This window comes from Paenibacillus sp. FSL R5-0378 (assembly GCF_038009285.1).
Lineage (GTDB): Bacteria > Bacillota > Bacilli > Paenibacillales > Paenibacillaceae > Paenibacillus_AQ > Paenibacillus_AQ favisporus.
On record NZ_JBBPAY010000001.1, the window covers coordinates 5,832,325 to 5,858,097 of the forward strand.

23 protein-coding genes and 1 pseudogene are annotated in these 25,773 nt (G+C 53.3%); 1 reads left to right on the plus strand and 23 read right to left on the minus strand.

The features are described 5' to 3' along the window. Positions 1 to 71: 71 nt before the first annotated feature. The 3 genes from MKY74_RS27125 to lspA all read right to left on the minus strand — a co-directional run bounded on the left by MKY74_RS27125 (position 72) and on the right by lspA (position 2,874). Positions 72 to 1,325 (minus strand): LL-diaminopimelate aminotransferase, encoded by a 1,254-nt coding sequence (locus MKY74_RS27125; protein ID WP_076169869.1) that lies wholly within the window; start codon positions 1,323 to 1,325, stop codon positions 72 to 74. Positions 1,326 to 1,420: 95 nt separating this feature from the next. Continuing rightward, a complete protein-coding gene (locus MKY74_RS27130; RefSeq protein WP_240913311.1) occupies positions 1,421 to 2,329 on the minus strand; it encodes an RluA family pseudouridine synthase in 909 nt (302 codons plus the stop codon). A 47-nt stretch (positions 2,330 to 2,376) separates the two neighbouring features. Beyond that, positions 2,377 to 2,874, minus strand: coding sequence for a signal peptidase II (gene lspA, locus MKY74_RS27135; RefSeq protein WP_076170153.1), 498 nt, complete (start codon positions 2,872 to 2,874; stop codon positions 2,377 to 2,379). 227 nt (positions 2,875 to 3,101) lie between these two features. Between lspA and MKY74_RS27140 the strand changes: the two genes are divergently transcribed. After that, positions 3,102 to 3,839 (plus strand): TraR/DksA C4-type zinc finger protein, encoded by a 738-nt coding sequence (locus MKY74_RS27140; RefSeq protein ID WP_076169867.1) that lies wholly within the window; start codon positions 3,102 to 3,104, stop codon positions 3,837 to 3,839. Here MKY74_RS27140 and MKY74_RS27145 read toward each other — a convergent pair. From MKY74_RS27145 to murD, 20 genes and pseudogenes are all read right to left on the minus strand, one after another. Next, positions 3,836 to 4,165, minus strand: coding sequence for a DUF5665 domain-containing protein (locus MKY74_RS27145; protein ID WP_089548180.1), 330 nt, complete (start codon positions 4,163 to 4,165; stop codon positions 3,836 to 3,838). The two genes, MKY74_RS27140 and MKY74_RS27145, sit on opposite strands and share 4 nt — an antisense overlap. A gap of 179 nt (positions 4,166 to 4,344) precedes the next feature. Next, on the minus strand, positions 4,345 to 7,437 hold the full coding sequence (gene ileS, locus MKY74_RS27150) for an isoleucine--tRNA ligase (RefSeq protein WP_076170151.1): 3,093 nt from the start codon (positions 7,435 to 7,437) through the stop codon (positions 4,345 to 4,347). A gap of 977 nt (positions 7,438 to 8,414) precedes the next feature. Continuing rightward, a complete protein-coding gene (locus MKY74_RS27155) occupies positions 8,415 to 8,906 on the minus strand; it encodes a DivIVA domain-containing protein (RefSeq protein WP_076169866.1) in 492 nt (163 codons plus the stop codon). A gap of 148 nt (positions 8,907 to 9,054) precedes the next feature. Next, positions 9,055 to 9,837 (minus strand): YlmH family RNA-binding protein, encoded by a 783-nt coding sequence (locus MKY74_RS27160; RefSeq protein ID WP_076169865.1) that lies wholly within the window; start codon positions 9,835 to 9,837, stop codon positions 9,055 to 9,057. Positions 9,838 to 9,846: 9 nt separating this feature from the next. Further along, a complete protein-coding gene (locus MKY74_RS27165; RefSeq protein WP_076169864.1) occupies positions 9,847 to 10,119 on the minus strand; it encodes a YggT family protein in 273 nt (90 codons plus the stop codon). 7 nt (positions 10,120 to 10,126) lie between these two features. Next, on the minus strand, positions 10,127 to 10,573 hold the full coding sequence (locus MKY74_RS27170; protein WP_076169863.1) for a cell division protein SepF: 447 nt from the start codon (positions 10,571 to 10,573) through the stop codon (positions 10,127 to 10,129). Continuing rightward, a complete protein-coding gene (locus MKY74_RS27175; protein WP_076169862.1) occupies positions 10,573 to 11,265 on the minus strand; it encodes a YggS family pyridoxal phosphate-dependent enzyme in 693 nt (230 codons plus the stop codon). Before MKY74_RS27175 ends, MKY74_RS27170 begins: the two co-directional genes overlap by 1 nt. Beyond that, positions 11,262 to 12,128, minus strand: a complete 867-nt coding sequence (gene pgeF, locus MKY74_RS27180) for a peptidoglycan editing factor PgeF (RefSeq protein ID WP_076170150.1) — start codon at positions 12,126 to 12,128, stop codon at positions 11,262 to 11,264. The genes MKY74_RS27175 and pgeF overlap by 4 nt, the downstream gene beginning before the upstream one ends. 86 nt (positions 12,129 to 12,214) lie before the next feature. After that, entirely contained in the window at positions 12,215 to 12,532 is a 318-nt protein-coding gene (locus MKY74_RS27185) for a YlmC/YmxH family sporulation protein (RefSeq protein WP_076170149.1), read from the minus strand. Between the two features lie 296 nt (positions 12,533 to 12,828). Beyond that, positions 12,829 to 13,610, minus strand: a pseudogene (gene sigG, locus MKY74_RS27190) (RNA polymerase sporulation sigma factor SigG). A 77-nt stretch (positions 13,611 to 13,687) separates the two neighbouring features. Further along, positions 13,688 to 14,410, minus strand: coding sequence for an RNA polymerase sporulation sigma factor SigE (sigE, locus tag MKY74_RS27195; RefSeq protein ID WP_076169860.1), 723 nt, complete (start codon positions 14,408 to 14,410; stop codon positions 13,688 to 13,690). A 375-nt stretch (positions 14,411 to 14,785) separates the two neighbouring features. Next, on the minus strand, positions 14,786 to 15,751 hold the full coding sequence (gene spoIIGA, locus MKY74_RS27200) for a sigma-E processing peptidase SpoIIGA (protein WP_076169859.1): 966 nt from the start codon (positions 15,749 to 15,751) through the stop codon (positions 14,786 to 14,788). A 479-nt stretch (positions 15,752 to 16,230) separates the two neighbouring features. Continuing rightward, positions 16,231 to 17,358, minus strand: coding sequence for a cell division protein FtsZ (gene ftsZ / locus MKY74_RS27205; RefSeq protein ID WP_076169858.1), 1,128 nt, complete (start codon positions 17,356 to 17,358; stop codon positions 16,231 to 16,233). A gap of 61 nt (positions 17,359 to 17,419) precedes the next feature. After that, the gene (gene ftsA / locus MKY74_RS27210; RefSeq protein ID WP_076169857.1) at positions 17,420 to 18,700 is read right to left on the minus strand and encodes a cell division protein FtsA; all 1,281 of its coding nucleotides are present in this window, start codon (positions 18,698 to 18,700) and stop codon (positions 17,420 to 17,422) included. A gap of 195 nt (positions 18,701 to 18,895) precedes the next feature. Next, positions 18,896 to 19,663, minus strand: a complete 768-nt coding sequence (locus tag MKY74_RS27215) for a cell division protein FtsQ/DivIB (RefSeq protein ID WP_076169856.1) — start codon at positions 19,661 to 19,663, stop codon at positions 18,896 to 18,898. A gap of 61 nt (positions 19,664 to 19,724) precedes the next feature. Further along, positions 19,725 to 21,008 (minus strand): UDP-N-acetylglucosamine 1-carboxyvinyltransferase, encoded by a 1,284-nt coding sequence (gene murA, locus MKY74_RS27220; RefSeq protein WP_076169855.1) that lies wholly within the window; start codon positions 21,006 to 21,008, stop codon positions 19,725 to 19,727. A gap of 16 nt (positions 21,009 to 21,024) precedes the next feature. Then, a complete protein-coding gene (gene murB, locus MKY74_RS27225) occupies positions 21,025 to 21,930 on the minus strand; it encodes a UDP-N-acetylmuramate dehydrogenase (protein ID WP_076169854.1) in 906 nt (301 codons plus the stop codon). Positions 21,931 to 22,089: 159 nt separating this feature from the next. Continuing rightward, positions 22,090 to 23,199 (minus strand): undecaprenyldiphospho-muramoylpentapeptide beta-N-acetylglucosaminyltransferase, encoded by a 1,110-nt coding sequence (murG, locus tag MKY74_RS27230; protein ID WP_076169853.1) that lies wholly within the window; start codon positions 23,197 to 23,199, stop codon positions 22,090 to 22,092. 5 nt (positions 23,200 to 23,204) lie between these two features. Then, entirely contained in the window at positions 23,205 to 24,302 is a 1,098-nt protein-coding gene (gene spoVE, locus MKY74_RS27235; protein WP_076169852.1) for a stage V sporulation protein E, read from the minus strand. Positions 24,303 to 24,350: 48 nt separating this feature from the next. Continuing rightward, a complete protein-coding gene (gene murD / locus MKY74_RS27240; protein ID WP_076169851.1) occupies positions 24,351 to 25,772 on the minus strand; it encodes a UDP-N-acetylmuramoyl-L-alanine--D-glutamate ligase in 1,422 nt (473 codons plus the stop codon). Position 25,773: the final 1 nt, after the last annotated feature.

Sequence of the window (25,773 nt, forward strand, 5' to 3'; positions counted from 1 at the left end):
GGCTGTTTAACGCTGCGGCCAAAAAAAAGATCCGCCCTGCATGTCAGGGACGGATCTTGCTGCACATTGAATTAAAACTCGAATTCCACGTCGCTCAGGCGGCGTTTAATTTCGGCAATGACGCGCTTCTCGTCTTCTTGGCCCTTCGCTTCGAAAGTGACGGAGAAACGGACAAAGCTGCCGGCATCATCCCAAGGCACGGTGGAGATCAGCTTCTCGCGGATCAAGAACTGGGAGAAGTCCTCGCCGGAATTGAAGCGGACTCCGCCTTTAATGCCTTTAGGCGCTTCCACATAGAGGAAGAAGGAGCCTTTCGGTTTCTCGGCCTGGAAGCCCAGCTCGTTCAGCACGGCTACCAGCATATCGTGGCGGCGGGAATATTTCTCCGCAATTTTCTCCGTAATTTCCGGATGGGCGAGACCGTAAGCGGCCGCTTTCTGGATGGCGATAAACTGGCCGGAGTCGTTGTTGTCTTTCACGTCGCCGAAGGCTTTCACCACGAGCGGGTTACCAGCGATAAAGCCGATCCGCCAGCCGGTCATGTTGTAGGATTTGGACAGGGAGTGCAGCTCGACACCTACGTCCTTCGCACCTGGAATCGACAGGAAGCTCAGCGGCTTCAGTCCGTCATAAGTCAGGGCTGCGTAAGGAGCGTCATGAACGACGACGATGTCGTACTTCTTCGCCCATTCCACCACTTCGGTGAAGAACTCGACCGTGGCGCTTGCGCCCGTCGGGTTGTTCGGATAGTTCAGGTAGATCAGCTTGGCGCGCTGAGCGATGTCTTCCGGAATGCTCTTCAGATCCGGCAGGAAGTTGTTTTCCTTCTTCAGCTCAATGGTGTATACTTCCCCGCCGAGGTATTTCGTGTGGGTTCCCAGAACGGGATAACCAGGCACGGTGATGATAGTCACGTCGCCAGGGTTGATGAACACCGATGGAAGCATCGCCAGGGCTGGCTTGGAGCCGATGGAGTGGAGCACTTCTGTCTGCGGATCGATGCCGTCCACGTTGAAGACTTCCTTCAAGTATTTGGCTGCTGCTTCCTTGAATTCAGGAATTCCGTTATCTGCATAGCCGCGGTTCTCCGGCTTGGCCGCTTCTTCCGCAAGCTTGGCCACGATGCCGGCATCAGCCATTTCATCCGGTTCGCCTACGCCAAGGTCGATCAGTTCTACGTCAGGGAAGTCCTTTTTAGCCTGGGCTTTGGCCCGCTTGATTTTTTCAAATTTATAGATGGCTGTGTCTTTACCATAATTGGAACCGCCGATCCGGTCCGCAAAGCTGTTCTGAATGTACGTTTGTTGGTACTGTTCGATGCTCATGTATTCTTTCATCTCCTACTTCAATTTCTACACCCCTAAATATGAAGGAATCCATGGCGGAATGCCATGGACTAATTATCGTATGATTTGTACTTTCAACGGCTGCGCAGCGATGTCAGCAGATCCTCCATATCGCCGGGAATCGGCGCTGAGAACTCCATATATTCGCCGCTTGCCGGATGGATGAACCCAAGCACGCCGGCGTGCAGCGCTTGTCCGTTCATTTTGATGCCTTTGCTCCGTCCGTACACCGGATCTCCTACGAGCGGATGGCCGATGAACTTCATGTGCACCCGGATCTGGTGAGTCCGCCCGGTTTCGAGCTGAAGCTCCAGCAGGGTGTAATCGCCAAAGCGCTCCTTGACCGTAAAATGGGTGACGGCGTGCTTGCTGTTCTTCTCCGTCACGGTATACATTTTGCGGTCGATTGGATCGCGCCCGATCGGAGCGTCTATCGTTCCTTGATCATGGCTGACATTGCCGTGGACCAGGGCATAATAGCGCCGGGTCACGCTGTGGTCTTTGAGCTGGGCGGCCAAAGAGGCGTGGGCCATATCGTTCTTTGCGGCCATGATCAAGCCGGAAGTGTCCTTATCGATCCGGTGAACGATGCCTGGACGCAGCTCCCCGTTAATGCCGGACAAATCCTTACAGTGGTACATCAGCGCATTCACCAGAGTCCCCGAGGCATGCCCGGGCGCAGGATGAACGACCATCCCCCGCGGCTTGTTGACCACGATGACATCCTTGTCCTCGAAAGCGACATTCAGTGGAATGTCCTCCGGTACGATCTCGACGGCGGCCGGCTCCGGGACGGTCACTTCCAAGCGGTCGCCCGCCGCCAGCTTATAATTGGCTTTGACCGGCTGACCGTTCACAAGCACATGGCCTGCGCTGATCCAGAGCTGGACCTGGGACCGGGAAATGTCCTCCTCCCAGGATTCCGTAATATATTTATCGATGCGTTCTTTGGCATGGACAGGGTCAACGACCCACTCCCTGATATCCGCACTCTCCGGGTTTTCCCCCGCTCCGGATGTTTGTTCTTCGATCAAACCGGTTCATTCCCTTCATTGCTCTTGTTGTTCGATTCGGTTCGGTTCATGTCCATCAGCGAATCCAGTATAATGAGCGCCACCCCGATCACGATGCAGGAGTCGGCCACATTAAAAATCGGAAACGTATAGCTGCCGAAATTGAATTGTAAAAAGTCCACCACTTCGCCGTTCAGCGCACGGTCGAGAAAGTTGCCGATCGCCCCTCCCAGGACGAGGCTAAGCGCTACCGGAAGCAGCTTGCGCGAAGACGATTTTCTCACCCGGTTCATATACCAGATAATCGCCACCACCACGACGATGGTAATCACGATAAAAAACCAGCGCTGGTTGGGAAGAATACCGAAGGCTGCACCCGTGTTCCGGTGGGAGGTAATCAGAAAAAAGTTGCCAATCACCGGAATTTCCTCTGCTAATTCCAATCTGGTGGCAATTAAATACTTGGCGCCCTGATCCACCAAAAACACGATTAAAGCGATTAAGTAGTACACCACAGCCATTTGTCACTCCGTTCTTATTCATTAGGCCCGTCCGCTCGGACACAGCCTTTCACGTCATGTAAAGACTTGTTTATTGTAGCATAGGGCGCCGGAAACCGTCCATAAACGGGGAATGGCGAAAACAATTTCCTTCTGTAAAACAGGCTTCATCAGCACATTCTAGATATGAAAAGAAATCGTCTTTATCGTTTTGTTGATCCGAAGCGGAAAGGGGCTTTGTCATGCAGCATCTCACACAATCACAGCTGGATCATTTGCACAGCATGCTTAAGGAACAGCAGGAATCCATCCGCCAAAAGGATGACAGCAACGAGCATTACGGCCTGGAAGACTCCATGCGCGACCAGACCGGCGAGCTGTCGAACATCGACAACCATCCCGGCGATGTGGCTACCGAGCTTTACTCCAGGGAAGTCGATTTAACGCTGCAGGACCTTGATGACCATCACATGGACCGCATTGAAATGGCGCTGGACCGATTCCAGCAGGGAACCTATGGCGTCTGCGAGGAATGCGGAAAGCCAATCCCGTACGAGCGGTTGGAAGCCGTTCCGACGACGTCTTTTTGCAAAGAGCATTCGCCTAAAGTGCATGTCGAGAATTACCGCCCGGTTGAAGAGGAATTTCTGATGCCTCCTTTTGGCCGGACGAGCCTGGACGAACGCGATGACCAGAACGGTTTCGACGGCGAAGACGCGTGGCAAATCGTAGAAAACTTCGGCAGCTCCACCAGCCCGGCTTATGCTGAAGACCGTGAGGTCCACAGCTACAACGAGCTCGAAATCGAAGCTTCCGACGAGCTGGAAGGCTGCGTAGAGCCGTATGAAGCTTTTGTCGCCACCGATATTTACGGGAATCAGATCGAATTTGTCCGTAACCAAGAGTACCGAAAATATATGGACCAAGGCGAAGGGGTCAGTATGGACCAGCTCGGCGAAGAGGATGAAGGGTTCATTTAATACGTTTTCAGCTCAAGCTGCCGCTGGACGATCCGGACGATATCGGCAATATAGTCTCCGATAATCGGAAGATTGAGCGCTCCCAGCACCTGCAGCACATATATAATTGTAGCGGCAAAAAAGGTGAACCCGATGGCGACCCCGACGCCGCGCGCCGCACCGGACAGCAGGTTTAACATAATCAACCGGAAAGGTCTGTGCAAAAGCTGGGTATATTCCGCAATCCGGGCCTGCTCCAATTCTTCGGCAATCCGCACGGTCAAGCGATACACGACGTTCAGCTTCTCCTCTTCCGATTCGGGAATGATGCTCTTCTTATTCGCCATCTCTGCATTCTCCTCTCGGATCAGCGCGGTATCCATCGTTCCGATGAACAACAAACGAGCCGAAGCCGACGCGAAAATGGTCTTTCATTTCCGCACGGGCCAGAAGGCTCGTTTGTTCGTTTGTTGTGCTATTATGCGCCAAAGCGGCGATTGCCATTCAATGGCGGTAAAAAGGCAGATTATCCGGCAATGCGGATACCCAGCGTTTTGCCGGCGAGATCAACGCGCTCCATTTCGGCTTCTTGCCCGAACGCAAGCTCGTTCACCAGCACGTTTTCCCGGAGCACATGCTCAAATGCCTGGATGGCAGCCGTCAATTCTTCATCCGCATCAAGAACCAGGGTGACGCGTTTTTCGATCGGCAGGTCGAGTTTTTTGCGGTAGTCCTGTACGGCACGCACCACTTCGCGGACCCAGCCTTCCTGTTCCAGTTCAGGCGTGATTTCTGTATTGAGGGCAACGGTGATGCCATAGCCCGAGGCCGATGCAAATCCGGCTTTCGCCTGCTTCTCGACGAGCAGCTCGTCGGCTGTAATCTGAAGCTCATCACCATCCGGCGAAGTGACGTTCAGGCTGCCGGTATTGACGACGTTCCGCGTATCCTCCGGACTCATCGCTTTCAGGAAGCCCTGGAGGAACCCGATGTTTTTACCGTATTTCTTGCCGGCTACCTTCAGGTTCATCTTCAGCGTAAAGTCGACGAATCCGCTGTCGCTCGTCTCCACGACGATGTTCTTCACGTTGATTTCTTCCTTGATGATCTCCTCGTATCCGGCCACATCAAAATCGCGGTCCAGCGACACAATCAACTCGGACAACGGCTGGCGGGTCTTGATTCCCGTTTCGTTCCGCACGTTGCGGGCGAGCTCGACGACCTGGCGGGCGGTTTCCATATCTTCCTCGAGCGCCTTGTCGATCCGAGCCTCATCGGCAACCGGATAATCGGTCAGATGAACGCTTTCCCCGCCGGTCAGGTTCGTGTAGATATCTTCCGACAGCAGCGGCGTGTATGGCGCCATTAGTTGGGCCAGCGTGACCAGCACATGCGTCAGTGTGCCGTAAGCGGCCAGTTTGTCTTCTCCGAGTCCGCTGCCCCAGAAGCGGTCGCGCGAACGGCGGATATACCAGTTGCTCAGCTCGTCGACGAATCCTTCGATGGCCTTGGCCGAGTTGAGGAAGTCATTGCTTTCCAGCGCTTTGTCCACCAGCAGGATCAGGCTGTTCAGACGGGACAGGATCCAGCGGTCGAGTTTGTTTTCCGACGGTTGGTACGGATGCTCCGCCGGGTTGTAGCCGTCGATGTTCGCATACAGCGTCAGGAACGCGTGCGTGTTGACCAGCGTGTCGATCACTTTGGATTTGGCTTCACCGACAATGCCTTTGGAGAAGCGTTTGCTGTTCCAAGGCGCGCTGTCCGAAAGGAGCGCCCAGCGGAACGCGTCCGTGCCGTATTCGTTGATGATGTCCCAAGGGTCGATGACGTTGCCCTTCGATTTGGACATTTTTTGGCCGTTTTCGTCTAGGATATGCCCCGTGGCGATGACCGATTTGTAAGGCGCAACGCCTTTGAACAGGGTGGAGACCGCCAGCAGGCTGTAGAACCAGCCGCGGGTCTGGTCGATCCCTTCGCAGATCATATCCGCCGGGAACTGCTCCTCAAACGTGTCCACGTTCTCAAACGGATAATGGTGCTGCGCGAACGGCATCGAGCCGCTGTCGAACCAAACGTCGATCACTTCGGATGTCCGCTCCATCACGCCGCCTTCGCAGTGCGGACAGCGCACTTTGACCTCATCGACATAAGGCTTATGCAGCTCCAGATCGTCGCTGATTTCGCCGACCGCCTGCGCCTTCAGTTCCGCAAAGCTGTGCGGCGAAAATTCGCCTTTACACGATTCGCAGACCCAAACGTTTAGCGGCGTGCCCCAATAGCGGTTACGGCTGATATTCCAATCCACCAGCTCTTCCAGGAACTTGCCGAAGCGTCCTTCACGGACATGGGCCGGATACCAGGTAACGCTATTGTTGTTGGCGATCAGCTGATCCTTGACGGCCGTCGTTTCGATAAACCAGCTCTCCATCGCATAATAGAGAAGCGGAGACTTACAGCGCCAGCAGAACGGATAGCTGTGCTCATATTTTTCCTTGCTGTACAACGTTCCTTTTTCCGACATCATCTTCACGATGTCCAGATCGCAATCTTTCACGAAGCGTCCCGCGAAGTCGGTAACCTCATCGGTATAGCGTCCTTGGGCGTTCACTACGCTCACGAAGCTGATGCCGTTTTCCCGGCAGGTTTTGTAGTCGTCTTCCCCGTGGGCCGGCGCCATATGCACGATCCCCGTACCACTCGAATCCGTAACAAAGGATGCGCCGACGATGATGTTGCCTTTTTCCGGCTTGAAGTAAGTAAACGGCGGCGTGTAGCTCTGGCCGACAAATTCGGAGCCTTTGTGTGTGGACAAAACCGTATAGTCGCCTTTCATCACGTCTTCAACCAGGTTTTTGGCGACGATGTAGACGCCGTCGTCCTGCTGGACGCGGGCATATTCCATATCCGGGTTCATGGCCAGCGCCACGTGGGACGGCAGCGTCCAAGGCGTGGTCGTCCAGGCCAGCACATAATCGCCGCTGTCATGCAGCTTGAATTTGGCCGTAGCACTCAAATCCTTGACGTCTTCGTAGCCCTGCGCCACTTCGTGGGAGCTGAGCGTCGTCTGGCAGCAAGGGCAGTACGGGCTGACGCGGTGTCCGCGGTACAGCAGCCCTTTGCCGTGAATCGTGGACAGGATGTTCCATACGCTCTCGATGTAATTGTTCTCCAGCGTGATGTACGGATGGTCCAGATCCGTCCAGTACCCGATCGCTTCGGTCAGCTCTCTCCACTGCTTCTCGTACTCGAACACGCTGTCCTTACATTTCTTCACAAACTCTTCCACGCCGTATTTCTCGATATCCTGCTTACCGGAGATGCCGAGCTGCTTCTCTACGCCGAGCTCCACCGGCAGACCGTGGGTGTCCCAGCCGGCTTTACGCACGACGCGGTAGCCCTTCATCGTTTTGTAACGCGGCACAAAATCCTTGATCACGCGCCCCAGCACGTGCCCGATATGCGGAGCCCCGTTGGCTGTCGGCGGGCCTTCGAAAAATACGAAGTTCGGCTTGCCCGAACGGTTTTCGATGGATTTTTTGAAGGTGCCTTCTTCGTTCCATTTTTTCAGGATGCGCTGATCTCTCGTGCGCGCTTTTTCTTTGACATCGACCTTATGCATGATTATCCAACCTTTCGTAATCTTTAAAAGATTTCCCATCTCCCTAAATCCCTCTTCGTAAGAGGGACCCCGAGGGCGCTGCCCTCTGGACACCCGGAAACCTCCGTGGCGCATCATTTGGAGCGGACTTAGTTGTGCTTGAGCGTATCCCCGCTTGCCGCCCATCTTCCTTTGCCCCGCAAAGTGAAGATGGGCACTCTTGACGTTGGTGTTACCTTGTTACTGGTTTAGTTAGATTAGCTAGCTACTGGTTAGTTAGATTTTCTACATACTTCCCCATTCCCAACCTAACGCACGCCCCGTACGCCAAATGATCTCCGCCAGCCCGGCACACAGCCTGCGCATGTGCCCCAGGTCGAGCGGGTGCGAAGCCGCGTAAGACCCATCTCGCATGAGAGGTTCCGAAGGCGGTCCCCTAAAGGGGGCAGCCGGAGAGGAACCGGGCACCTCACCTACCGTAGCATCAATACTCCAAACCAGCTCCGTCCTCGGAGACTTTCGGGTGTCCAGAGGGTAGAACCCTCTGGGGTCCCCCTTAGGATAAGGGGGATTTAGGGGGATCCGAAACAAAACAAATAAGCCTCATCCCCTAAGGGACGAGGCTTCTGCTCGCGTGACCACCCTAATTCCATTCTTTCAACAATCGTCCTTGAACCGCAAGGTCAAGCACATTGATCAAAGAATGACTCCTCAGTCCATGCCAAGCTTCCGGCATGGAGCCGATATAACGTTCGGCGGCCCGGTTCGGCTTACGCACGCAAACCTGCGTTTCAGCTTCACTTCTCAGGGAGGATCTTCGGCTTCGGTCTGAACATTGGCTTTCAGCATACGCCAACTCTCTGGGGAACAAATCCCAAGCTTACTTATCCCGTCATCGAATTCATATTACGTTTCAAGTCTAACCCAATCACTTGTAAAAAAACCGATATGAATATATTTATATTCCTTTTTGCCGCAAAAGTCAACCAAGCAGAAGCCTAGTATACTTCGTTCGCTTCGCGCGTCTCCCGGGTTTCCAGCGCTTCCCATCCATCCTGGCTGAGCAGCTCGAGCTGGGCTTCCACCAGCGTCCGGAAACGGGTACGGTAAATCGATGCTTGCTTCTTCAGCTCTTCGACTTCCATCGCGATCTTGCGGGCCTTCGACAAGGATTCGTTAATGATGCGGTCAGCATTCTTCTCCGATTCCTTGATGATGAGCTGCGCTTCCTTCTTCGCGTTGTTCTTCACTTCATCCGCAGCTTCCTGCGCAACGATGATGGTCTTGGACAGCGTCTCCTCGATGTTCACGAAATGGTCAAGTCTTTCCTGCAATGAGGCCAGCTGACCTTGAAGTTCCTTGTTCTCGCGGATCACGCTCTCATAATCCTTAATGACTTGGTCGAGAAACTCGTTCACTTCATCTTCGTCATAACCCCGGATTCGGCGGGCAAACTCCTTGTTATGTATATCCAGTGGTGTTAATGGCATTGATGCGCACCTCCTAAAATGTTCAGGTTTCCCTGTCGACGAGCGGTCCTGATGGGCCTCACCCAAATGTATCGGTCAAAAGTTACGATATCTTTAATATTCTTGGATAATTCATTTCGACAGCAAAAAGACAATTCCTGCTGTAGGTCTACACAAATTTCCCTATTTTTACGCGCTGGCGTCCTTTTTTCGTCATACCGCTCGCTTCGATCACTTTAAACCGCCCGAACCCCTGCATCGAGACGAGGTCGCCTTCTTTGAGCAGATAGGAAGGATCCTCGACGACTTTCCAATTGACGCGGCAGCGGCCGGCGCGGATGGGAACGACCACTTTGGTCCGGCTGATGCGGTAAGCATCAGAAGCAATTCCATCTAAACGCAAAGAAGCGACCGTAATATCCTGCAGCTCCAGCTCAACCTGGCTTGTCCGCAGTTGTTCGATCGGCAAAATTTCGCGCAGCACGTGAATCCGGTGCACCTGTGTTAAGTTCATGTCGAGAAACATACTGATCTCTTCGCAAACCACGGTGTGGCATCCATCCTCAAGGACATGGATATCCCCGATTTTGCTTCGTTTTACGCCGAGTCCCAGAATGGAGCCCATATAATCGCCATGCTCCAGCGATAAAAATTTCTGATCCCCGGAGTAGATGCTAAGCACCTTCAGTCCCATATCCTCTTGGCTTAAATCCCGGTAATCGGGAGCCACCAGCGCCCGGCAGCGCTCCGCTCCCTCATATCCGCCGTCCAGGCGCACCTGAACGTCGGGGTGTCGGTTCACCAGCGACTGCAAAATAAAAGCCTGCCGCGGGTCCAAAAAATCGGTAAGCTTGACTTCGTGATATTCCCCGGCGTGAACGACCCATTCCCATGCCCGATCCACAAACTCGCGTTCATCCGGGTGAAAGTGATCATAGATGTCTAATTTCATCTCAGTCACCTAAAACAATAGTGAAAAAATAATGAACCGCAATCCCTGCATAGCGAACTGGAGCACGAACAGAGCGACGATCGGGGAAATATCCAGCATGCCGAAGATTGGCGGGATAATTTTGCGGAAAGGGGACAGGTATGGCTCCACGAGCTTGCCGAGCAGCTCACCGATAAAGCTCTCGCGAATGTTCGGAAGCCATGACATGAGAACATAGATGATGATCATGTAGAAGTAGATATTAAAGAGCAGCGTTAAAATCGTATCAATGTTTTGGGCCAAACTTGGCTCACCTCATTCTGTTGTAATCATGTTCCTCGGATAATAATTCCGAAATGGCACCCTGAATCTCGACCGTATCCGGTGTGCACAAAAAGATGTTATGGCCGATCTTGGAAATACCGCCGTTCAGGGCATAAACCGTCCCACTGAGAAAATCGATAATGCGGAGCGCCTGATCCGAACGGACCCGCTGCAGATTGACAACCACCGTGCGGTGCGCACGCAGATGGTCGGCAATGGCCTGTGCTTCGTCATACGAATGCGGCTCATGCAAAATGACCTTTACATTTTTCTGGGAGTGAATGCTGACCACATTGTTGGTTCTAGTATTTCTACGTGTCTCAATGCTCGGGGTTTCAACTTCTTCTTCCTCCACCGGCAGCTGCTCCCGTTCTACGACTTCCTCCTGCTCTTGTAATCCCAAAAAAGACATAAACTTGTTCATCACGCTCATCATTCCCCTTCCTGTTTACCTACTAGAATCGAGCCCAAACGGATCCAGGTGGCTCCCTCTTCAATGGCCACTTCGAAATCGTTGGACATTCCCATGGAAAGATCGATTAATGGCTCTCGCGTAATTGCATGCCGGTTTATGTCGTCTCTTAGCTCCCGCAGCCCGCGAAAAACGGGCCGGGTATCCTCCGCCTCCCCTTCAAAGGGGGCCATGGTCATCAAGCCGGCGACCTTGATATGAGGAAATTGATGAAGTTCTTTCAAAAAAGGGACGGCCTGCTCCGGCTCCAAACCGTATTTGGTATCTTCTCCAGAAATGTTAACCTGAACAAAGGTTTTAATTTCCAGATTCCGGGCTGACGCCACCTTCTCCAGCTCTTTGGCTAATGAAAGCCGGTCCAGCGAATGTATATATTCGAATTTGCCTGCCACGTCTTTGACTTTGTTGGTCTGCAGATGTCCAATAAAATGCCAGGTCCCGCGGGAACCAAGCGCATTCCATTTCTCCTCGGCGTTCTGCCAGCGATTCTCGCCGATATGCGTCAAACCGCTGTCCAGCACTCGTTCTGTCATGGATGTCGACACATACTTGGTTACAGCGATCACATTGACGTCTTCCCTGGATCTACCGCTGCGAAGGCAGGCTTCCTCGATGCGCGCGTTGACTTCTCTTATCCGTTCTTCCAATGTCAAGGAAGATTCACCCCTTCTCTAAGCCCGATCCAACTCGCCATACGCCCTGTCGTTCCACCGTCTTTTCTGTAGGAAAAGAACAAATCGTTGCGACAGCTCGTACACCATGATGTACATTCGATATGAGTCGGCAATATTCCTGCTTTCATCATAATCTGTCGATTTAATTCTTTCAAGTTCAGCATGCTTTTGCCGTCGGGTTTGGCAATGTAAAAATCGGCAGGGGAGTACTGTTCATTACCCAGGAAATGACTTGCCAAATCGTGCACATGACTCATCACTTTGTCATCTACCTCGTAACAGCAGGAGCCGATGGACGGACCGATTGCGGCGCGTATCTCCTCAGGCCGGCTGCCATAAGCCTGCCCCATCTTCTCCACCATAGCCGCGGCAATCCGGGCCACAGTCCCTTTCCAGCCGGCATGGGCCAGTCCGACAGCCTGGTGAACGGGATCGTAAAAATATAGCGGTACGCAGTCCGCATAAAACGACGTCAGCAGCACCCCGGGCACGTTCGTCAGAAGCCCGTCTGTATCCTGAAATCCCGACTCTCTGTTCCGGCTGCCGCGTCCACGGCCTTCATTCGTCACCACCGCGATGTCCGCCCGGTGAACCTGTTCCCCGCACGTCCAGTCATCTAACGTAAAGCCCAGCTCTTCCGCAACCTTCAAGCGGTTGGCTACCACCGTCTCCGGCTGGTCTCCCACATGAAAGGCGGTGTTAAGCGTATCGTAAGGCGCGCTTCCCGCGCCGCCATGCCGTCCGGTAAATCCGGCGCTGATGCCGTTCCATTCATGAACCCACGGCTCCAGCATAAATAACGAAGGGCGCGAATCGCCCTCTTTTAACTTGAACGGTTCCAATTTCAATCACCTCAACCTCCAGTGTACCACATGGACACGGCTTGCATAAAACCAAAAATGGTTGGTTTGACAAGGCGGTCCTTTCCTTACACATCCCGGTAGCCGCGGCGGTCCGCCTGCTCCGTTCTCTCTCTGTAGGAGGCGGCTTCCTTCTCGTCCTGGAGCGTCCGCAGTTCCTCCATCTTGACGAGGACGACATCCGATCCGATTTTGACGATATTGCTCCAAGGAATGATCAGGTCGCTGCCGCCTCCGAACAGCCCCCTGAACTTGCTGTAGCTTGGGACAACGATCGCTTCGATCCGCCCCTGGCGGAGGTCGAGCTCCAGATCGCTGATCTGCCCCAGCCTTTTGCCGTCCACGATGTTGATGACATCCTTCGTTTGAAAATCGGATATTTTCATGTTTCTGTCCACCGCCCAACGTTCTGGATTCACATGTTCCTCTCCTTTAGCAGTCTATTCATCAGACTCGTTCAATATATATGATTAATATATGCCGGCGCCGGGCAAAATGCCCATGTTTTGATGCGAAATCCTCCGCAATACTCAGCCTCTCCGTGTTGGTTTGAAGGGGCTTTGTGTACGGTTTCTCAGAACTTTAAGTTGACGACCCATGACAGAAGCCGAGCAGCAGTCAGCATCTCATCCATAAAAAAAGACGGCCCGTAGCGCGGACCGCCTTGCTTTACTTCATCTATTCACGATTTCACGTGCTTTTGCATTTGCTGGATGGCCGATTTTTCAAGACGTGATACTTGAGCTTGGGAAATGCCGATTTCATCGGCGACCTCCATCTGGGTTTTACCTTCGAAGAAGCGCATGGACAAAATCATTTTTTCCCGCTGTCCCAGTCTCTGCATCGCTTCACGCAGCGCGATCTCCTCAATCCAGGAGACGTCCTTGTTTTTGTCATCGCTGATCTGGTCCATCACGTAGATCGGGTCGCCGCCGTCATGGTAGATCGGTTCGAACAGCGACACCGGGTCCTGGATGGCATCCAGTGCGAAGACGACGTCCTCTTTGGGGACGTTCAGCACTTCCGAAATTTCGAAAATCGTCGGTTCCCTTGAGTTTTGATTCGTTAAGGAATCACGAACCTGCAGCGCTTTGTACGCAATATCCCGCAGCGATCGGGATACCCGGATCGGGTTGTTGTCCCGCAAATACCTGCGAATTTCCCCGATGATCATCGGCACCGCATAGGTTGAGAATTTCACATTTTGAGACAAATCAAAATTATCAATGGCTTTCATTAGTCCGATACAGCCCACCTGAAACAAATCGTCGACAAACTCCCCCGATTGTTGAATCGCTGGATGACGCTGAGCACCAGTCTCAGGTTGCCGTTCACCAGCTTTTCTCTGGCTGTACGTTCGTTGTTTTGCTGTAAGTCATGGAACAGCTCCCGCATTTCCACATTGGTCAGGACGGGCAGCTTCGAAGTATCCACACCGCAGATCTCGACTTTGTTTCGGGTCATGATGATATACCTCCCAAGGAGAAACTAATGTACATTATCTCCCTGGAGGGTCATTTTATTCCTGATAAAAATTTTGCCTAGACCATTTTGTTGAACTCCTTGCGCAGCCGCTTGATGATGCGTTTTTCAAGTCGGGAAATGTAGGATTGGGAAATGCCTAGCATATCCGCCACGTCCTTTTGCGTCTTCTCCTCCCCGTCCTGAAGGCCAAAACGCAGCTCCATAATGGTTCGCTCCCGGTCGGTCAGCTTGTCGAGCGCCTTGTGCAAAAGCTTGCGGTCGACCTGCTCCTCAATGTTCCGGTAAATCGTATCATTTTCGGTTCCGAGCACATCGGAAAGCAGCAGCTCGTTTCCGTCCCAATCGATATTGAGCGGCTCATCGAAAGAGACCTCGCTCCGGATTTTGCTGTTTCGCCGCAGATACATCAAAATTTCGTTTTCGATGCAGCGGGAGGCATACGTGGCCAGTTTGATTTTTTTCTCCGGGTCAAACGTGTTGACCGCCTTAATCAGACCGATCGCTCCGATGGACACCAGGTCCTCGATGTTGATGCCCGTATTCTCGAACTTGCGGGCGATGTACACGACGAGCCGCAGGTTGCGCTCGATCAGCATCGCCCGGATGGCCGCATCCCCGGTGGACAGCCGCTGGAGCAAATATTCTTCCTCTTCGCGTGTCAGGGGAGGAGGGAGAGCCTCGCTGCCGCCTATGTAATAGATTTCTTCGCTTTTGAGTCCTAAGAGAAACAGGAATCTGTAGTACTGCAGCTGCGCCACCAATCTCCATTTCACACGCATAATTGATCCTCCTATACGTTTTCCGCAGGAAAACGATCTTCGTAAGCATAAGCATTAGTTTTCCATAGGAAAACGATCTTCGTAAGCATAAGCATTAGTTTTCCATAGGAAAACGATCTTCGTAAGCATAAGCATTAGTTTTCCATAGGAAAACGATCTTCGTAAGCATAAGCATTAGTTTTCCATAGGAAAACGATCTTCGTAAGCATAAGCATTAGTTTTCCATAGGAAAACGATCTTCGTAAGCATAAGCATTAGTTTTCCATAGGAAAACGATCTTCGTAAGCATAAGCATTAGTTTTCCATAGGAAAACGATCTTCGTAAGCGTCTGTTTCGTCTTCCGCAGGCAAACGGTCTTCGACCTTTCCCTGCGATCACAGGTTACCCGCCTTTTCCAATGGCTCCGCTGCTGGACTCTGGACATCATCCTCAACCAGCTTCGGATGGATAATGGCCTGATACGACCGGTCGCCCGACAACTGCCCGCCGTCCAGGCCGATTAGCACCTTGCTGGAACGATGGACGCCATCGCCGATCCGAACCTCAACGGTGTCCGGCTTGATGGCCAGCATGAACGAGGCGCTGCGGTTCACCCCCCGATAGGGAACGAGACGAAGCCGGTCCTGCCACGCAAAATCCATATGTTCCAGCTCCATTACCAGTTTGTCCGGCTCTCCATCGGCCAGTCTTTCGCACCATCCCGAAGGCAGGCGGTCCGCCCACAGCGAAGCTTCCATGACCATCACCGGCGTTCTCGTCAGCGGATCGCTCAGCTGATTGCCCGTATCCAGCAGCCCTCTGCAGCTCACCCGGTGACCGCCGATCTCGACGGCGACCTCGCCCATAAATACGGAACGGCTTTCCAGCTGCTTCCGGGTCGAGTGAACCATTTTGAACCACAGCAGCATGCCAAACACCCCGATGAAGGTAAACCAGAACCCGATCTTCAGCTCAAACGACATGCCGCCGGAAGCCGTGAACCAAATCCCGTTAAAAATTTCTCCCGAATTTTGCAGCAAATAATGTATCCCGATAATCCCCCCGGCCACCGCAAAATTGATAATATAAAAGGCCCCCATATTCCGGATATAGTTTTGAAGACTTCCAAAACCGAAGGTTATCCATAACATCAGCAGGGATAAACCCAGCTTGACTAAAAAGGTATACATAAACGAGAGCTGCGGCACAAACATCATGACGACATACAGGGCACCCACCACAGCCGCCACAATCAATCTCCACCACGGGGGCTTCAGCTTCCGCATCCAGGCTGTAAGCCAGAGCAGTGCACCGTCGATCAGCAGATTCGTGATGAATATCAAATCAATATACACAACCAGTGCTTATCACCTGCCTGACGCCTTTCATGTTTATGGAATGATTGGATCCATAACGCATACACGGGTACCGCCGATATTCTCTTAAGCATTTTTGGGAGATGTGATTAGTATAAAAACAATACGGTTCAAAGTCTGTCTAAAATTGGAAGGGACTCCTGAACTTTTTTTGTCGAGTTCCGTTCTTTTATAGAGGAAGTTTCGGGGAAAAAGAAGCGTAAGCCGCCGTTGGCATGGGATTCGACACTCCCATATCTATCATCAAATTGTTATAAGTATTACATCCGGCTTTAATGACATATGATGAACTCTGTAAAGAGGAACGCCTTCAGGCACTGGCACGGATGACAGAAATGACCGAGCCCGCTCACACAAAAGTTTTTTGAGCAGCGATGTTTCGTTTCCTACGGATTCCCGCTTCCACAAAAAAAACACCCGCATTTCCGAAGAAATGCGGGTGTTTGACGGATGGAATGACATCCTTAGTCGTTATTGTTCTGACGGGAACGATTCCGCAGGAACGTTGGAATGTCCAATTGATCGCTGCTTGTCTGGTTCCCGAACGGACGCAGATTGTTCGTGTTGTTGCTGCGCGATTCCGCAGGTTCCGACGGCGCCGGTGTTCCCTGCTTGCGCACCTGAGGCTGCTGCACAGGACGGTTCTCAAACCCGGTCGCGATGACCGTTACTTTGATTTCATCCTTCATGCTCTCTTCAATAATAGCACCGAAGATCATATTGACCTCCGGATCCGATGCCGAGGTAACGATTTCCGCCGCTTCATTGACTTCATACAGCGACAAATTCGCGCCTCCCGTAATGTTCATGATGACGCCGAGTGCGCCTTCGATCGAAGTTTCGAGCAGCGGGCTCATAATCGCTTTACGTGCAGCTTCAGCTGCACGGTTTTCGCCTGTCGCTATGCCGATCCCCATCAAAGCCGAACCGCGTTCGGTCATGATCGTTTTGACGTCGGCGAAGTCAAGGTTGATCAGGCCGGGCACTTTGATCAAGTCCGAAATGCCCTGTACCGCTTGACGCAGCACGTTGTCCGCCTCGCGGAATGCCTCCATCATCGGTGTTTTTTTATCAACGATTTCTAATAGGCGATCATTCGGAATAACGATAAGTGTATCGACTTTTTCCTTTAAGGCTTCGATACCGAGCACAGCCTGGGTGGAACGCTTGCGTCCTTCAAATGTAAACGGCCGTGTTACCACACCGACCGTCAGTGCGCCGCATTCCTTGGCGATTTCCGCGATGACAGGAGCGGCACCCGTTCCGGTACCTCCGCCCATCCCCGCAGTAACGAAGACCATATCTGCACCCTTCAGCGTATTCATAATCAAATCGCGGGATTCTTCGGCTGCTTTCTTGCCGACCTCCGGATTTGCGCCTGCGCCCAATCCGCGGGTCAGTTTGTCCCCGATTTGCAGTTTGTGTTCCGATTTGGCCATATGCAATGCTTGGGCGTCTGTGTTCACCGTAATGAATTCTACGCCTTGCACGCCATTCTCGATCATCCGGTTTACAGCGTTGCTGCCGCCGCCGCCCACACCGATCACTTTAATTTGAGCCAAGCTCTCCATTTCAAAATCAAATTCCAACATATTTCCCCATCTCCCCCTCATTGTGCATGGATGGCCCGTCCACGTTATATGGAAAACCTGCTTAGATGAATTCGCTGAACATTTTCTTCAACCGTTCGATAATACCCGGATTCTGGGCTGACTCCGAGTTGGTAGCAGGATTCGCTTTCGGTCGGTTCACTGTTTTCTTCACATTGCTGGTATTGGCACTCGCCGTGTTGTTGGTGCTGCGCACGCGAATGTTGCGGATCACGTTGTGCAGAACCCCCACACCGCTCGTATATCCGGGATCTCTGACCCCGATATAATCAGGCACGGCGATTCGGACCGAAGCCGCCAGCTCGCCCTGTGCCACCTGAAGCACACCAGGCATGGAAACAGTTCCGCCTGTAAGAATATAACCTCCAGGCAGCTCACTGTAACCAAGCCGCTTCACTTCTTCGCGGATCAGGTGGAAAATTTCCTGTACCCGGGGCTCAACGATAGCCGCCAAGTCCTCCTGGGTAAACTCCTTCTCCACGTTGCTTCCGATGCGGACCACCTTGAAGGTGACGTCCGGAGCGGCATCGGCCATTAACGCACAGCCGTATTTCAGTTTCACTTTCTCAGCCTGGTCGGTCAGCGTCCGCAACCCGTAAGCGATATCGTTGGTTACGAATTCCCCGCCGATCGGCAAAGAGGATGTCGCTGCGATCGTTCCCGCTTCAAACACGGCAATCGTCGTTGAGCCCGCTCCGATGTCGACCAGAACGGATCCCATCGTCTTCTCATCCTTGGACAAAGCCAGCTGGCCCGCTCCCAAAGACATCAGGACCAAATCCTTGATCTTGAGTCCTGCCTTCTCCACACAGCGCAAAAGATTATGTATGGCTGTCTTAGCGCCGGTAATAATGATGGCCTCCACTTCCAAGCGGACACCGATCATGCCGCGCGGGTCATGAATTCCCTCCAGCCCGTCTACAACATATTGTTTGGCAACTACATCAATAATTTCCCGGTCCGGCGGTAGAGCGACAACTTCAGCGGCCTTAAGCACGCGTTCGATGTCTTCCTCGCCGATTTCCCGATCCTCATTCGATACCGCCACAACACCGTGGCTTGATTGAAGTCCGATAGTATTCCCCGAAATGCCGACATAGACCTCCGATATTTGAATACCGACCATACGCTCCGCGTGGTCAACGGCACTGCGGATGGATTGTACAGTCTGGTCAATATCTACGATTGCACCCTTGCGAATTCCTTCCGAGTCGGCAGATCCAACTCCAATAATATTAAAGGTTCCATTATTAACTTCCCCAATAATAGCACGAACTTTGGATGTACCGATGTCCAAACTAACAATGATGTCATTGTTGCTCAACCGTGGCACCTCCTGTTTTTATAAAATAACTGCGTAAAAAGACACTCAACTTTACATATTCAACATACATGATTCTTTCCCTCTTTTTTCTACAAATTTTTCAATTGCCAATCTTTGTTACGAATCTCTTCAAAATCAGAAGAAAAAAGAGGGAGATTTCATACTTGTCCGTAATTTTAATTGTAGCATTTTTTACTATTCATGAGTAGTGGCATTTTGGTCGCCGTTTTCCTCGCCGGAAGGCTCGAAAGGAACGTAGGAATCAGCCTCCAGCATTGTGATGATACCCGGCTCTTCCGTCTCTATGACTTGATTAAGATATTCGACCTTGTCTTTTAATAGCGAGATGGCCGTAATGACCTCAAACCGCGAGCGGGTGTACAGCTTGATCCGGTCCGGAAAGGACTCCGTCGGCGACGGGATGATCTCCGAGATGTCGGAGGTCAGTTCATTCGGAATTTGCCCCAGCACCTTGCAGAGCGCCGCTTTGTTCGGATCGGAGGCATTCCACTTCGTCAGGATCGGCTTCTCCACCGCGATTCCGGTGTTGTTCACCGACACCGTCGCACCGCTGGAAAGGATCGCCTGCAGATCCCCCTCCGCGGCAAGCTCGTACGCAACGGTAGGATACTCCTCGATCGTGACGTTAATGACGCCCGGAAACTGCTTGTCCACCATCGCCTTTTGGATCGATTTCACCTTAAGCAGGCTGCTCTCCACCTTGGACGGAGATACACCGAAGAACTGGCTGCCAACCTGAAGACCGCTGGCCTTCAGCAGCTCGTCCCTTGTCGTAAATGTATTGCCTTTGAAATGAACCTCCGTGACCTGGCTCATCGTCGAACGAAAGAACAGGACGGATAGGATCACGATAAATAGCAGCAGCAGGATCCAAATAATACGTTTGCTGGCTTTTCTTTTAGGCTTGTCTTCTTTTAAAACAGGAATTTGGGCGTTAGGCATAGGATACTCTCCATAAAATGCCTCTTATCCCCTTCAACTGACGAAGGGGATAAGCGTGGCGTTAATTAGCTAAATCAAGCGGTTTGGGTACCGGCGTAAACCGATGTATATCCGCTCCTAGTTTTTGGAACAGCATTTCGATATGATCATAACCGCGGTCGATATGATGCACCTGCTCCACAACCGTTTTGCCCTGCGCAGCCAGACCGGCAATGACCAGCGCCGCGCCGGCCCGCAAGTCCGTGGCTTCAACCGTGGCCCCGTATAGGCGCTGCACCCCGCGGATAAAAGCGCTGTTCAGGTCGATTGTAATATCCGCGCCCATACGGGTCAGCTCGTCGACATGCTTGAACCGGCCTTCAAATACCGTCTCCTTCATGACGCTGAAACCGTCGGCTAACGACAGCAGCACCATGACCTGGGACTGCAAGTCGGTGGGAAACGACGGATACGGTGATGTTACGATCCGTTCCACCGCTTTGGGGCGGCTCATGCAGCTTACGCTCATTATATCATTGAGAATACTGATTTGAACACCAGCGCGCTTCAGCACGTGGATAAGCGAAGACAAGTGCGCGGGATTGCAGTGCGTCAAAGTGACGTTCCCCCGCGTCGCCGCCGCGGCAATCATGACGGTTCCGGCTACGATCCGGTCAGGAATAATTTCATAAGTGCACGGGGTCAGCTGCTGAACCCCTTGGATCGTGATCGTATCGGTACCCGCGCCGATAATGCTGGCTCCCATCCTGTTCAAGAAGTTGGCCAAGTCCTGGATTTCCGGTTCGCGCGCAGCGTTCGAAATCGTCGTCGTTCCGCTGGCGGTGGCCGCCGCCATCATAATGTTTTCGGTAGCCCCTACGCTGGGAAAATCCAAATGGATGTCGGCACCGGTTAATTTGCGCGCCCTGCAAATAATTTGCTGATCTCTCTCCTCAATTTCCGCACCAAGCTCCTGAAGCCCCCGCAGATGAAGGTCGATTTTCCGTTCGCCAATCGCACATCCGCCCGGCTGATAAACGGCAACCTCGCCGAACCTGGCCAGAAGGGGACCCATCAGAAATATGGAGGAACGCATTTGCCCCATTAAGTCTTCCGGCACATGAAACGAATTGGCGGACGATGTATCCACGGTGACCGTCTCCTGCTCATGCAGCGTCTTGCAGCCGATCCTTTCGAGAATGCCCAGCATCACATCAATGTCCAGCAGCCGGGGGACATTATTCAGCCGAACTTCGCCTGCGGCCAGCAAGCTTGCTGCCAAAATCGGCAATGCGGCATTTTTTGCTCCATGGATACGTATGGTTCCTGATAGGGCTTTGCCACCCTCAATCACCAATTTGTCCAATGTATCACCTCCGAGTTTACCGCTCACCAACCGCATACACTTCCGGCATCAGTTCGATGCCGTATTCAGTTTGAATCGTCTCCTGAATGTGATGCATTAATGTGAGCACGTCCTCTGCTGTCGCTTGACCGGTGTTTACAATGAAATTGGCGTGCTGCATGGACACTTCTGCCCCTCCGATCCGTTTGCCCTTCAAACCGGCATGCTCCACCAGCCTGGCGGCATGATCGCCTGGAGGATTGCGGAACACGCTCCCCGCGCAGGCCATCTGCAGCGGCTGGGTGCAGCGCCGGTATTCTTTGAAGCGGGCCATCGCTTCCGCAATTTGCTTGCGGTCTCCAGGCCGCAGCTCAAACACGGCTCTTGCCACGATCCCTTTGCGCTCATGAAGGATGGAGTGACGATAGGCAAAGGCCATCTCTTCTGCAGTGTAAGTCACCAATTCTCCTGTATCCAGTACAATCTCAGCGGACTTGAATATGCGTGACACATCAGATCCGTGGGCTCCGGCGTTCATATACACGGCACCGCCTGCACTTCCGGGTATCCCTCCCGCAAACTCGAGGCCTGTTAAACCTTCTTTTCCGGCCAGGACACTAAGCTTTACGAGGGAGAAGCCTCCTCCGGCGGTAACCCGGTTTCCCTGAAAATGGGCATGATCGAGCTCCCCGCCCAGTTTAATCACGACGCCGCGAAAGCCTTTGTCGGCAACGAGCAGGTTGGAGCCGCGGCCGATCTGCAGCCAGGGGATTTGATTCGCATGCAGCAGGGAAATCAGGCTTACCAGCTGCTCCACGCTGCCCGGGATGACAAGCGCGTCGGCAGGACCGCCGATTTTCCAGGTGGTATAGCTCTCCAGAGGTTCATTCCAGCGAATCGTTCCGACATGGGCTTCGGACAGTAGGGACTTCCACTGCTGCATCGCAAAGCATCCTCCTTTATCGTTAAGCGGGAAAGAAGCGGTGTGGACCGGTATACTGCGGCCGATCGTAGAACCGTGCCGGTATTCCATGGGTGATTGTCACGATTATAGAGTATCTTATGTAGTACATACCGCGTGTGTGACAATCGCCCACGGCTTTCAGCGGCCCTGCGACAGGCGGCGCATTTCTTCAACGATCACCTTGGCCGAATTCGGTTTGCCCAAGCTCCGGGAGCTTGCGGACATTTCCTGCTGCAGATTGTAATTCATCATGATATCTTCAATGGACTCATAGAGCCGCTTGCCCGTCAGTTCTTTCTCCAGGATGACTTTGGCCGCGCCGGCCTTCTCCAGCTGTCTTGCGTTGGCCACCTGATGGTTGTTGGTCACATTCGGGGAAGGAATGAGAACGGATGGAATCCCGAGCGATGTGATCTCCGCGAGGAATGAAGCCCCTGCACGGTTGACAATCAGGGAAGTCGCCGCAAGCACTTCCGGCATGTTATGAATATACGGCAAAACGTGAAGATGATTAGGAAGGCTTCCAAGCCGGCTCCTGATATCCTCACGCGTTTGGTCAAAATAAGTTTCTCCGGTCACGTAAACGAAATGGATATGCTTCAGCTTCTCAAGCCGCGGCGCCATTTCGATCATGGCGTCGTTAATCGCCTTGGCACCTCTGCTGCCGCCCACAATCAGAACGACGGAGCTGTTCATCGGAATGCCCAGGGTGGCAAAACCTCTTTCCCGGTTCGCCGTCTGAACCGTCGTCGCCCGCGGATTCCCGGTGTAAATCACCCGTTTGGCTTTGGGAAAGGCGCCTTCGGAACCTTCAAAGCTTACGGCGACCGTGCTGACGTACCGGCTCAGAAACTGATTCGTCAGCCCGGGGATGGCATTCTGTTCATGAATGATGCTCGGAATGCCGAGCTTCGCAGCCGCGTACACCACGGGACCGCAGACATAGCCGCCGGTGCCGATGACAACGTCCGGCTTAAATTTCTTCAGCAGCTTCTTGGATGTTTGGACTCCTTTTAGAAAACGCATAACCGTTTTCACATTGTCCATCGATAGCTTACGGCGAAACCCCGTAATGTCGATGGCTTCGAAAGGGAGATTTTCTTGAGGGACGAGCTTGCTCTCCAGCCCCCGGGTACCGCCAATATATAAAAATTCGGAATCAGGATCTTCCGCTTCACATTGTCTCGCGACAGCGACGGCCGGGTAGATATGTCCTCCCGTTCCGCCGCCGGATAATACGACGCGCAATGTATTCACCTCGCATAACGTGATAGATTAAGTAAAATGCCGAGCGCGGTCAGCATCAGAGTTAACGACGAGCCTCCGTAACTGATCAGCGGGAGCGTAATTCCGGTGACCGGCATCATGCCGATGACCACGCCGATGTTAATGACGACCTGGACGGCAACCATGCCGATAATGCCCACGGCCAGTAGGCTTCCGAACCGGTCGGGGATCGTCATGGCCACACGCATCCCCCGCCATACGAGCACGAGGAACAGCAGCAGTACGATCAGACCGCCGATGAATCCGAGCTCCTCCGCCAGGATGGAGAAAATAAAGTCGGTCTGGGGCTCGGGCACGTAGCTGTACTTCTGCCGGCTCATCCCGAGTCCGAGCCCCCCGAGTCCGCCGGGGCCGATCGCATACAGCGACTGGATGATCTGGTAGCCGGCGCCGAGCGGATCCGACCATGGGTCAAGAAAAGCGGTAATACGCTTCAGCCGGTAGGGCGCGGCAATGATCAGGCCCGCAAAGCCGGCTACCCCGCCGAGCCCGAGAAAGCCCAGATGGCTCAGCTTGGCCCCTGCCGTAAAAACGATCATCATCGCCGCGCCAAGCATCACCGTACCGGTTCCCAAATCCGGCTGCATCATGATCAGCCCGAAGGCCAGTCCAATCAGACCGAGAGGCGGGAGCAGGCCTTTGCCAAACGCCGTAATGTTGAAGTTCTCGCTGCTCAGCCACTTGGACAGGAACAGAATCATCCCGAGCTTCATAAATTCCGAGGGCTGAATGCCGAAGGAGCTGATCCCGAGCCAGCTCCGTGCACCCCCGCGCACAACGCCGATGCCCGGAATCAGGACGATGACGAGCAGCCCGAAGCAGATGATCAGTCCCGCCTTGGCGTATTTTTTCCATACATGGTAGTCCAAATTTGCGGTAAAAAACATCGCGACCAGTCCGAGTCCGGCAAACAGCATCTGTCGCTTGACGAAATAGAATGAGTCGCCGTAATCGTGAAAGCCCAGTACGGAGCCTGCACTGTATACCATGATCATGCCGATCGTCAGCAGGCCCAAAATACAAAGAAGGAGCCACAGATCCGGCGCCGGTCGTGTCTTGTTCATGAGGAGGCCACCTTTTGCCAGGAAGTAGGGGCTTATCCACCCCCCTACTTAAAGATTATGCACCGCCTCTTTAAAAATGCGTCCGCGCTCCTCATATGAGGTAAACATGTCCCAGCTCGCGCAGGCCGGCGAGAGCAAAACGACATCCCCGGCTTCGGCGAGAGCTGCGGCCTCTTGTACCGCGGAACGCAGCACAGCGGCGGCGTCCTCACCAGTATCGGCCTTGCGGATATGCTTTAATCCGGCCATTTCGGCAACTTTCGCGATTTTATCCGCCGTTTCGCCGAGCACCACAACCGCCTTGACGTGCTCGCTCAGCAGCGGCATCAGCTCCATGTAATCCGAGCCGCGATCCAGACCGCCGGCAATCAGCACGACCGGCTGATGGAACGAGGTGAGCGCCATGCCTGTAGCTTTGGCGTTCGTCGCTTTGGAATTGTTGTAATAGGCAGCGCCGCCGACGTCTCTGACATACTCCAAGCGGTGCTCCACCCCGTGGAACGAAGCCAGGGGTTCGGCCAAGCGTTCTGGTGCGGCGCCGGCTGCAATCGCGATCGCGCAGGCCGCTGCGGCATTTGCGACATTAAACCGGCCGGGAATACCGATTTCCTTCACGGGGATGATTACCTGGGACCGCCCGTCCGAATCGCGGTATACGATGCTGCGCTCTAGGTCGTCTTCCGTGTCCGGAATATAAGGCGGGCTCACATACACGCCGACTTGCAGTTCTTCCGTCACCGAGAACGGAAGCAGCTTGGCCTTTATATAAGGCACCAGGCTGCGGCAGTAAGAATCATCCCAATTGAGGACCGCGGTATCATCCTCTTTCTGGTTGGCGAACATTTTCGCTTTGGAAGAAGCATAGTCTTCCATGCTGCCATGATAATCAAGATGGGTTTCCGTCAGGTTCAGCAGGCAGCCGATACGCGGACGAAAATCCGTCGTCCCTTTCAGCTGGAAGCTGCTGAGCTCGGTCACCATCCAGTTGCCCGCATCGGCATGCTGCGCCGCTTCACACAGCGGCGTGCCGATGTTGCCGGCGACGATCGGACGCATACCGGCCGCTTCCAGCATGTTGCCCACCCACGTCGTGGTGGTCGTTTTGCCGTTGGAGCCGGTGATCCCGATAATCGGCGCCTCGCAGATGTGATAGGCGACTTCCACCTCGGTCACCACTTCGATCCCGAGCTTCAGCGCCTCCTGCACCGGCGGAGCTGTGTACGGAATCCCCGGATTTTTGACGAGCAGAGAAATACCGGGATGAACCAGCCCCTCGGGATGACCACCGCAAATGACGGTGATTCCCAAGGGCTCCAGTTCCCCGGCTTCGGGACATTGATCCTTTTCCTTTCGATCATTCACAGTAACAATCGCTCCGGCCTGGTGCAGTACTTTGGCGACCTGCACGCCGCTTCGGGCAAGCCCGAGCACTACGATTTCTTTACCCCTGTACGAATCTGGATGCTTCATC